The 10641-nt window shown below is 57.2% G+C and carries 8 protein-coding genes; 2 read left to right on the top strand and 6 right to left on the bottom strand.

Annotation, left to right across the window (positions count from 1 at the left end):
• Positions 1–258 precede the first annotated feature (258 nt).
• The gene (locus tag HQL63_14710) at positions 259–1107 is read right to left on the bottom strand and encodes a hypothetical protein (GenBank protein MBF0178076.1); all 849 of its coding nucleotides are present in this window, start codon (positions 1105–1107) and stop codon (positions 259–261) included.
• A gap of 412 nt (positions 1108–1519) precedes the next feature.
• Between HQL63_14710 and HQL63_14705 the strand changes: the two genes are divergently transcribed.
• Together HQL63_14705 and HQL63_14700 are read left to right on the top strand one after the other, a co-directional pair.
• A complete protein-coding gene (locus HQL63_14705) occupies positions 1520–2365 on the top strand; it encodes an autoinducer binding domain-containing protein (GenBank protein MBF0178075.1) in 846 nt (281 codons plus the stop codon).
• Between the two features lie 31 nt (positions 2366–2396).
• Positions 2397–5165, top strand: a complete 2769-nt coding sequence (locus HQL63_14700) for a tetratricopeptide repeat protein (protein MBF0178074.1) — start codon at positions 2397–2399, stop codon at positions 5163–5165.
• A 26-nt stretch (positions 5166–5191) separates the two neighbouring features.
• Here HQL63_14700 and HQL63_14695 read toward each other — a convergent pair whose 3' ends face one another.
• The 5 genes from HQL63_14695 to HQL63_14675 all read right to left on the bottom strand — a co-directional run.
• Positions 5192–6148: a hypothetical protein gene (locus tag HQL63_14695; protein ID MBF0178073.1), complete on the bottom strand. Its 957-nt coding sequence runs from the start codon at positions 6146–6148 to the stop codon at positions 5192–5194.
• Complete coding sequence (locus HQL63_14690) at positions 6145–7716, bottom strand: DUF3696 domain-containing protein (protein ID MBF0178072.1); 1572 nt, start codon at positions 7714–7716, stop codon at positions 6145–6147. The genes HQL63_14695 and HQL63_14690 overlap by 4 nt, the downstream gene beginning before the upstream one ends.
• Positions 7713–7934, bottom strand: coding sequence for an addiction module protein (locus HQL63_14685; protein MBF0178071.1), 222 nt, complete (start codon positions 7932–7934; stop codon positions 7713–7715). The genes HQL63_14690 and HQL63_14685 overlap by 4 nt, the downstream gene beginning before the upstream one ends.
• A 58-nt stretch (positions 7935–7992) precedes the next feature.
• The gene (locus tag HQL63_14680; GenBank protein ID MBF0178070.1) at positions 7993–9360 is read right to left on the bottom strand and encodes a hypothetical protein; all 1368 of its coding nucleotides are present in this window, start codon (positions 9358–9360) and stop codon (positions 7993–7995) included.
• Positions 9361–9433: 73 nt separating this feature from the next.
• The coding region (locus tag HQL63_14675; GenBank protein ID MBF0178069.1) for a restriction endonuclease subunit S at positions 9434–10641 on the bottom strand (1208 nt) is incomplete at its 5' end.

Genomic DNA, 10641 nt, shown 5'->3' with positions numbered 1-10641 from the left:
GTCTCCATGGCCGCCACCTGCTCGGCGCACATGGCGGTCAAAGCCAACAACGGTGTGTTCATCTCCTGTCTCCTCATGTCCCATGCCCCCGGTTGGTGGGGGAGCAGGATGGCCTCGGGGGCATGCCGGTCAACCCAGCCCGGCCATCCGCAATCCCGTAAAATCTGTAAAAACGATGCAGAAAAAATGCGTTGCCGTCGTCGCCGGAACCCTGGAAGGCAAATCGCCTTCCGGTTCTCAACCGGCTTCAACCCACGCTCATCCGTTTGAATTCATGGAATACCGCCCCTTCATGGGTTCCGTCTGACCCACGTTGCGGACCGATGCCATGACCTTCCTGGTCAGTGCGGCGATGTCCGTGGGCTCCATCGGATCAAGGCCCAAAGCGCCGGAGGCTTTGGCGGGATAGCCCCAGGCATTGTGGTGGTCGGTGATCAAGGCGGTTTGGGGGGAGCCGTCCTTCCAGACCTCTGCCATGGAAAGCACCAAATCCGTGACGCACATCAGCTCGTGGACGGTCCCCTCCGGCAGGTCCGGGAATGGTCGGGAGTTCGATCCCGCCGTCTCGGTGGAAGACTTAAGCGGAAAGGTGGTCCAGACGTGGATATTGCGCAGGGAGGCGCGGAAGATCTGCCGCAGGAGGCGGATCAGCAGGGTGTTCTGAAAATGGTGAAAGGCGGTTGTGTTGTCCTTCCCCGCCCATTCGGGGAGCCCCTGGCAATGCCATTCAAGGATGGCCCGGATTCCCCATCCACGGATCAGGATGGTCTCGACATTTTCCGTGGGGTCGATCCCGCCCATGTCCTGAAGGACCGAGGCGTGATGCTGGGAGCTGAACGGCAGATCGCCATTCAATGAGGGATTCCCGCCCCCGATGAGCACCGCCAGATCCATGAGGTCGGCCCAGTCATGCGCCTGCATCGTCTGGCCCGGGAACTGGCCGTGGTCGATAGATCCCAGTCCGGCATCGACCAGCAGGGTCTTGGTGGTAGGTAGGCTCCGGATCAAAGGCCAAAAGTCATGCTCCGGCGAAGAAAAGATCCCCCCTTTGATTCCCATCCTGTATGATGAGGAGCGGCCTCTGTCGGTCTGGGGTGATCCGTTCATGCTCCAGTTCCTCCAGCTATCCATTCGGCTGTGAAGAAGTTTGAAAAATGGCCGACCCGCCGCTTACGCATCGCTGGAAACCAGTCATCCGTACCTGTGACGGGTCGGCAGTGCCCGGTGGCCTGGCCGGGAAGGCGCATGCACCTGCTGTTGCTGCCGAAGCTAGCCCCGCACCGGCTGTTTGGGCGATTGAAGCCGATTGACAAAAAGTGCCGTGAAGTGCCGCAGGCTGAATTATTGGCGGCAGATCGACACCTGCTGCCATCAGGTCAGCGTGCGATGAAGTCGGGTGTATTCGCGTCCCGGGCTGGCTCAAATTCTGGTGGAGACCGGATTTCTTTTCTTGCGCAAGCGCGCAATGGAATCAGGAGGTTTTCAGGTAGGCTGATTGGTTTTCTCTGGAGGGCTATGTATGCGGATCCAACCTCGATTGAAGCTGAAGGAACTGGAAGTCACCTTCACCAGCTATCCGAAGAGAGCCGGGCATGCCCTGTCCTGGGATGAATTCATGAGGTATGCGCCAAGGGCGCGCTCTTCTGGAGATGTCTTTCAGAGGCTGGTCGATTGTTTGGCGCCGATGGGCGCAATGAACCTCGTCTACGCCTACCAGAATGGGGACCGGCTGGAGTTTCACAGCACGCTTGATAAGGGGTGGCGCGACCATTACCAGCATTGCGGGTATCAGAACGTGGACCCTGGGGTCCGTCATGCTTGGTATGGGGGCGTTGGGCCAACGGCCATGGGGCGGGCTTTCTCGCGTTTCTGGAACAATGGATTCTCAGATTCCACCAGACGATTGATGCCAACCAACGGCTGGTCCCGCGCCACCCAGGATCTTCAGGAGGATGCCGCCGACAAGACGGGATTTGAGATCGGCTTCATGATTCCCCTGACCCAACAGCGTGGCATGGGGCCTGCCGGGTGTTCCTTCGGCTCCGACATGAAGCACAAGGAATTCGATCAGCTGTACCAGCACCAGGGCGGGCAAATTGCCATGGTCCTGCGCGCCTTTCATGACTACATGCAGGCGGCTTTGCAGACCGAGAAGGGGGAAGAACTTCAGATGCTGACCACTCGCGAACGCGACGTTTTGCAAATGCTGGCCGATGGGCTCAAGAGGCAGGAAATTGCTGATCGGATATCAAGAGGTAAACGGACGGTCGATTACGCCGTGGAGAGTGCTCGGGACAAGCTGGGTGCCGGAGATAACGACCACTTGGCCATTCGCCGGGCGTTGGACCTGGGATGGATCCATTGATGTTGATTCAACAATTTGAAGAAGGACGGCCATGGGGTACGACGAGCGCATAGCCGGGCAGCTATTCCACATCGGGGTTAAGGCGCTCGGCATCACGGATAAGGTAACCGCATCGCGGTGGCGGGCTATTACCAAGAGCACCTTCACTACCCGGGCCGTCAGACATCGATTTGAATTGCTGAAGGTTGCTGACGCTTCAATTGCGGCGCAGGTGCTCGGTGTTGTTGATCCCTCCTGGTTCTACCGTGATGGTCCCTTGGATGAAGATGTCATCCGGGATGAGTTGGCCCGTCTTGTGCTGCTTTCCGAAAAAGAGAAAAGCTCTTCTGATGTTCCAACTGTTTCAACCCCTGTTAAAGTAGTGGTTACCTGCGCGGTTGATGATAAATCATGGGCGGAATGGATTTCTTGGACACTGAACGCAGGAGGCTACAACTCGGAAGTGCGGGTCTTGCCCCTGGGAAATGAGGCTGCCGTTGATGACGGTGCAGAGGATGGGCTGAATGTGGACCTGCTCATCGGCTTGGTTTCCGGTCACGCAATCGATAGACGCTGCCATCTTGCATGGGAAGGATTCCAATCAAGGACATTCAAGTCTGGACGAGGCCGATTGCTTTTGATTGAAATATCATCCCTGGATGGATCCGGCTTGCCTCCACCCTTGAGAAGGGTGGCATCAGTGGATCTCAGGGAGTTGGACCCGCAAACCGCTGTGGGGGTGATTCTCCTTGGAGTCCGCCAGACGCTTGGACATCGATCTGCGCCACCTCAACCATCAGGGATGAATGGAATACCTCCGGATTTCCCCGGGGCCGACCATAAGCTCCACAACCTGAAACTCAGCAGAAATAGGAATTTCGTTGGCCGGTCTTGGGAGTTGGAAAGCCTCAGGAAGAGGCTGGAGTCAGGATCACCAACAGCCCTGACCCAGGCTGCCCATGGCCTTGGCGGGGTCGGAAAAACGCAACTGGCTAATGAATATGCCTACCGGTGGCGGGATTCATATCAGGTGGTTTGGTGGGTCCGGAGTGAAGACGAGGCCACCATGACGACCGACCTGGCGGACTTGGCCAAGGCTCTCAACCTTCCTTTCAGCACATCGCAACAAGCCGTAGAAAGCTTAAAACAATGGTTGATTGACCGTGACCGTTGGCTGCTGGTGTTCGATAACGTTGAAACTCCTGACAGTATTCGCAACTATCTGGTGTCCAGTGGTCAAGGGCATACCATCATCACCTCTCGATACAGCGCCTGGAGAGGGGTGGCGGACTCACTGAACGTCACGACATTTGATCGCCGGGATTCCATTGCCTACCTACTGAAGCGTACGGGTCGGGAATCCGATAATGGCGCGGACAGCCTGGCTGCTGCCTTGGGGGATTTGCCGCTGGCTCTCGCTCAAGCGGCTGCCTACATGGAGGAGAGTGGGCTGGATTTTGTGGCCTATCTCGAGCTTTTTCAAAACCACCAAGGCCACCTTTTGAAAGCAAGCCCCCCGGTGAATGAGGGGGGCTATTCCCATACCGTCGCCACGACGTGGGACATTTCGTTCAAAAGGCTGGCTGAAACATCCCCGGTAGCGCCAGTACTGATTTCCCTTCTGGCCTATTTTGCCCCTGATGCCATCCCGAAGGAAATTATCTCGGTAGCCCAGGAAGTTCTTTCGGAATCGTTGAGGAATGCGACGGGAGAGGGTTTCTCCCTTCAGGAAGCATGGCGAGCCATGCATCGGCTTTCCCTGGTTGAGGCCGGACCGAATACCGTCACCATTCACCGACTGGTTCAAGAGGTCATATTCCAAGGGCATTCTCGCGAGCAGCAACTCCAATATGCCAATACGGCGCTGGAACTGGCGGTTGCCGCCATCGCCTACGAGGAAAACAACAAGGATACATGGAACAAGTCGTTGCCCTTCCTTCCGCATGCCATTGCAGCCGCCAATCAGTCTTTACGTGCGGAATGCCAGGCGGATAAGGCGGTCAACCTCCTGGATAATGTCGCCAGTATTCACTGGAAACTCGGGCAAATCACCGAGGCGGAGGATGTCTATCGTCAGGCCATGATCCAGGGGGAAAAACACCTGCCAGATGGCTCATCCATCCTGGGAACTGTGTACAACAATCTGGGGACGCTGCTACGCGGTGAGGATCGTTCTGAGGAGGCGCTGCCAATTCTTGAAAAAGCGCTGGATGTAGGGCTGAAAGTCTTGGGTCCGGATGATCCAATCGTAGCCATCAGGCATGGAAATTTGGGGTTGGCGCTCAGGAGGTTGGGCCGATTGGGGGAAGCAGAAAAGAATTTCCGACGCGCTCTCGAAATCGACAAAGGTCACTATGGCGGAAACGATGATGCCGTGGCACGAGATCTGAGCAATCTGTCCCGTTCGTTGAGTGAGCAAGGGGAGGAAAAATTTGGTGAGGCATGCGACTGCCTCAGAAGAGCCCTGGAAATCGGCGAGGCTTGCTACCCCGAACATCATTACCGGCTGGCGATTCGTCACAACAACCTTGCAATGCTGCTCAGAAAAGGCGGGCTTCTGGATGAAGCGGAGCATCATATGCGATGCGCGATTGAAATTGATGAGAAATATTTCGACCCTGAGCATCAGGATGTGGCCAGCGATTTGATGAACTTGGCTTTGATCTTGATTGATAAAGCCGATCTGGTAGGCGCAGAACAGCAGCTTTCTCATGCGCTTCAGATTTTCCAGGCGAAGCTGGGAACCAGCCACAAATCAACGGAGGAGTGCCGGGAGAAGCTCGTGGAGGTTCGGGTGATGCGAGGGAATGCGAAGGCCTGATTGTGGTTAAGCCTCTGCCTTGTGCTTCACGGGGGTGCAATATCAACTGGTGAACCTGGGGCCATGTCAAACGCCGACGCGCTCACGTACTGCCCCCATCGCTTCGCATGCTGGGCGCTGGAGAGCCGGAACAGGTCGTCGGACTCATCGTGACCGGCCTCATCCGCCTCATCGAGGCCAACGCCGAATCCCACGCTGCCGATGTCCGTCAGGAGGTAGCGGTTGTGGAGCTTTTCCCCGCCGGCCCTGCTTTTCCAGATGACGACGCGGAGCTTTCCGCCCTGGGGAATGACGTCTGGCAGGTGAGTGCGGCATTTCCTCAGGATCTCGTTTTCGCCTTTCTTGTCGGCGCTGATGTGCAGTTCCGCCAGGGGTGAGTCCAGGCCATGGTTCTGCCCCCAGAGGATGGCCAGCATCTCCCGCAAGGTGTTCAGGAAGCGAGGACGGTACGGGTCCGGATCGAAATGGGGATCCACGAACACCGCATGCTGGCAACACCGCAGGATGGGCGCGACGACCTGGGCGAACTCACTGGCATTGCGCGGGGGTGACGGAGCTGGGGGGACCTCCCAGTGTTGGGCGTTCTTCTCATCGGTGATCGTGCCATAGGCAAGTTCACCGGTGGTGACGATGAAGGGCCGATTGCGGGGGTTGTCGTGGCTGAGGATGCCGCGAAAGGGGCGCTCCCCATGCTCTCCTTCCGCCTTTTCCAACCATGATGGCAGACCCGGGAAGCTGCTGGGGCGTTTGACCATCTTTTCGCAGAGGGTATCCAGCAGGGCCTCCAGGCGCATTTCGGCGTTGGGGTCGCCGGCGGGAACCTGATCAAAGAAGGCCTTGCGCACCATCTGCCGCCATTTCTTGGGGTAGCCGGAGACCACCCGCCCCGCATCCATGCCGAACCGGCCCGCAAAGAAAGCGTACTCCCCCCGGTCGTGCCAGCGGGCCACCATCTCCGGATCCAGGGCGAACTCGTGGATCATGATCCGTACAGCTCCTTCATGCGCTCCTGGAAGAAGCCTCGGGGCCAGCGGTCGATGAAATCGCCATCCCGGTCGATGCGGATGCGGTGAATGCGGGGGCCATCATCGTCCGGTTCAACGAAGTAGACGGCGATTCCCTCGGGGGTCAGCGACGGCGCGCCGGGCGGGAGTTCATTCTCGCCGGTCTCCCGGATGCGGCGCAGGAAGCGGAGCATCAGGTGCTCGCTGTGGGTCTCTACCAGGAACATCAGGTCCGGTTTTTCCCGGGTCTGGGAGATGAACAGATCCCCCAGGGCCACCTGGAATGCAGGATGGATGTTGGATTCCGGCTCCTCGATGGCGACGATGCCCATCTGGCTGTGGAGGCCGGCCACCAGCACCGGCACCACCTGGGAGATGCCCACGCCCACGTCCTGGGGGAAGAGTTCCACATCCCGCCGCTGGTCGCGGATCAGCAGTTGCCGCCGTTCGGGAAGGCTTCTCACCGCGTCGCGGATCCACTCTTCATCATCCAGTACGGTTTCGCCGGTCAGGGCCATCATCAGGGGGCCGTTGACCTCCAGCTCCTTGTAGCGCTTCACCTCCACCCGGTAACCGGCGTTCAGTCGCTCCTCGTGAGTTAGCCAGGCGTTGACCTTCTCCACCAGCGTTTCGCCTTTGAGCAGCAGCAGATCCCAGGCGGCCATGCCGTTGGACCAACGGAATTCATCGGGCGACCGGGCGGGATGGTGATTGCGGCCAGGCATCTCCCGGAAGGGGCTCAGGTAGCGGAAGCGTTGGAGTACATCCTTCAAGATCATGCCGGGGCCGACGATGAGGCCGCTGATCACATCGGTGAAGCTCGCCAGCGTGTAGATCCGCTCTGACTCTTCGCCAGTGCCATCGATAAGCCAATTCTCCCGGGCGAATGGCAAGGGGGAGCCCCAGGTTGGCAACGGGGTGTCCAACCCCTCCAGCATCAGGCTCGATTCGTCCGCGCCAGTGGGGCGATAGTCCGAGAGGCCGGCGAGGATGTCCTGACGGCTCTCTTCGTCCTCATCCTGCTCAAACAGGGGATGGGCCGCTTCGGGGAACTCCAAAATGATGCCCCGCCCTGAATCGGCGAACCGCAGGGTGGCGAACAGGGTTCGGTTGATCTCCACGGCGTAGTGGGCCACGCAAGGGCCATCCAGCCAGCGGTTCCATTCGATGCGGATGTCCAACGCGGCGCTTTTGACCTGCCGGCTCCAGGCATTCGCGTCGGCGTTCATCTCCGCATCGTGTTGGAAGGTGGGGAGGTCCTCCCGGCTCAGATCCAACTCGAAGCGCATGCGGATGGGCAGGCTGCGGTCGTGGTTGTGGACCAGGCTGTCGAAGCCGCCCAGGTCCAGCACATCCCCGCCCAGGAGGGTACGGCCCGGGTCGGCGTTGCCGCGTTCGAAGATCTCCCGGGCGTAGTGGAGCGCCTGGACGACGGTGCTTTTGCCCGCGTTGTTGGGGCCGAAGAGCAGCGTCACCGGCGCGAACTTGATGCGCACCGGCTCGCGGATGCCCTTGAAGTTCTCCAGGGTGAGGGCTTTGAGGATCATGGCCTGCCGTATGCCGGAAAAATGTCGGAAAGGGAAACGGCGCTCAGCTCCCCTCGCCGGTAGGCGGCCAAACGATCTTCCGCTTCCCGTGACCAGAGCCGATCCATCTCCGTGTCCGTTTCATCCAGGCTGCCCAGGATGGCGTCCACCAGTTCCAGGCGCGCCGTCGGGGTGAGTTTGCGGGTTTCCGCTTCGATGGCGGTGACGGTTTTGTTCATGTGGATGTCCTTTGCCCTGTTTGGCACCTCTTGTCCATTCCCATGCTGCCACTGGACATCAGCGGCCCTCGGGAAACTCGTCTTCAGAAATGACTCCAGCCTGAATCAATTTTTCACCCAAGGTCTTCCGCCACCATTCCATGTTATGCGAGACTTCACCTAACTTCACGATCAGCATTTTCCAATGCCCAGATGATTTTGTGCGGATTTTTTCCGTCTCATCAAACAGCTGTCCAAGAATTTCCGGAATTCCCCCTGCATCCCAAATTTGCCCGTTCTCAGGAACAGTACTCAAAATACCTCGAAGGTCATCAGGTGAGAGAATACTGGCAAGAGGGAGAATCAGCGTTCGGGCAAGGTGTTCAGAACCACGGTAGGATCCAGCTTGTGAAAAATGGGTCATCGCATAAGGGATAAGCTCGGGAGCCGGATGGATGCCAATGACGGTAGCGAGTTCGATATAGGAGAGGCTTTCAATCTTTTTGAGAGCAACAGCTTTTACCTCTGGCAATTGAATCGCATGAGCGAGTGAGGAGGTAAGATCGTCACCCTCCGCTGATTCCACGAACTTTTTGATCTTTCCCTGAATAGCTGCCCCAACCGCATCCCAGGCTTCTGGAATGCGGTGGCAGTACTCCACAACCTTCACCATGTTGGCATCGGATACCGCCCCCATGATTCGCATCAAGTCTTGGGATAGGACACCTTCGGCGATTGCCCGATGCATGATGATGATGGCCCCGATTGCGGCCAACTGCCGACGCCGTTCATTTTCTGGAAGGTCATCTTCAAGGTTGCTCTTGGTGATACCCACCACCAAGTTGCGGATCAGTTCCTTGCGTGCCCTTGCCAATGGGCCACCCTGGAAATGCTTGACCGCTGCGGAGGCATCTTCCGGGAAATATTTTGATTTCACCTCTTGGCAAATCTGGTCGAACGCGGCCTTCCCTTGAACCGGCTCGCGCTGAAGGAGGATCTCAACGGCATTGCGGAGGTGAGTTCGGGAGAGTTCCGCCGTAGGCTGATAGGGTGCCTCGGAAGATTGCATGCTGGGATGAGCGCAACGATTTCGATCATCTTGAAGGCGTTGCAGATCCAACTTTTCGAGTGGGGTCAGCAGATCGAAATTATCGGCTGCAACGTCCAGCACGCTCCGCTCGAAATCCAAGGCTTCCTTCAGCCGACTTTCTCCTCCAGCACGAATGTTCTCGAACTCACCGAGTTTTAACCGAGCCCTGCTGTCGCCGGTTAGATCCAGTTCCCTTAGTTTATGAAGGAAATCGAAAACCACGGCGTTCCAGGTGGCCACAATGCAAGAACGGAAAGCACCTGCCTTGTAGCAGGCAACGGCTTCATGAATATACTGCCGAGCTTGATCATCCCTGCAACGCAATGCCAATTCATCAAGATCAACCAAGCCCGTCATTCTGAGTCTCCCGATTGACACCCCTTGGCAAAGCGCGGTAGTCGATGCTGAAGGTGATCATAGCAAATGGACATCACAACTCCCCCCGGAAGGCGCGTTGGGTGAGGGAGCTAAATAGGTCTTCGGCATCGAAGTCCTGCCGTTTTAAGATGGCGGATAGTTTTTGGTGGCGATCAAAAACACTCCTGTATTTTTTCTGTTCTTCAATGGATGGGTGTAGGACATTTATTTCCTGGAACTTCCCTTTGCTCACCATTCCCTTCATTGAGTTAGTTGAAGCTCCTTGTATCAACTTTTTTCCTGTGAGGATTTGCCCGTATAGAAAGTAAGGGTCAACCCCTGCATGAGGAACGATAGCATTTATTTGTTGATTGAAAGCCACTTCTCTATCGGCAAGGGCGGTATTTCCTATACAGCTTGGGCTGCCAGCGATACATGTGACCAGAATGGACCCTGAAGGGACTGTACGCGCAACTGCCTGCCCAGCTTCTGTGAGATGTTCCTCGGCAGGCGTTAAAAAATGGTCTGGGGTGTTAATGTTATCTGATTTAATCCACTCAATTCCATCGCCATAATAATCTGGCTGTTTCCGCGAAGGGGTGTTGCCAGTTACCACTTGGCCGAGTTTTTTGATTGGAGTGGTAGGCAACCCCTTCGGGTTGGTGACCGGGTCGCCGAACATGTCGAGGAAGACGGCGCGGAGGAACAGGTCGGCCAGCCCTAAGGCTTGGCGGCGCTTTCGGCGGATGGCGTCGGCCTTGTCCAGAATCGCCGCGATGCGCTTCTGCTCCGGGAGGGGTGGGAGGGGGATGGGCAATGTTGCCAGATCATTCTTGGTTACTTGAAGGAAAGTGGCTCCTCTTCCGCGAGCCATCAAATCGCCTTTAGCTGAATCAAGCCAGTGCCATAAGTAGTTGGTATCCAGATTGGCCTTGGGTCGAAGACCAGCCACCCCCCGCCCAAGGCAGTATTCCATATCAGACCAATTCCGATCACCGATGGTTGCCCGGATGCAAAGGATGATATCCCCAGTTTGAGAAACCTTGGATGGCTCTGTGGTTAACTTGGTTGGCTTGGGAGACCATTCGCCAAAATCTCCGGCACCAGCAATCAAAGGGATTCCTTCATCCTGTGAATAGGAAGCTCCTTTCGGGGCCTGCCCCATATCAATCCTACATACCTCTGCCAGCGGGAATGTCTTCATCCCATCATCCCCCGCAGCTCTTCCAGGTCGGCCATAATCTCCCGCTCCAACCCCATCATCCGCTCCAGAATCTCCCC

The organism is Magnetococcales bacterium (assembly GCA_015231175.1).
Classification (GTDB): domain Bacteria; phylum Pseudomonadota; class Magnetococcia; order Magnetococcales; family DC0425bin3; genus HA3dbin3.
This window is presented reverse-complemented; position numbering and strand designations above follow the sequence as displayed.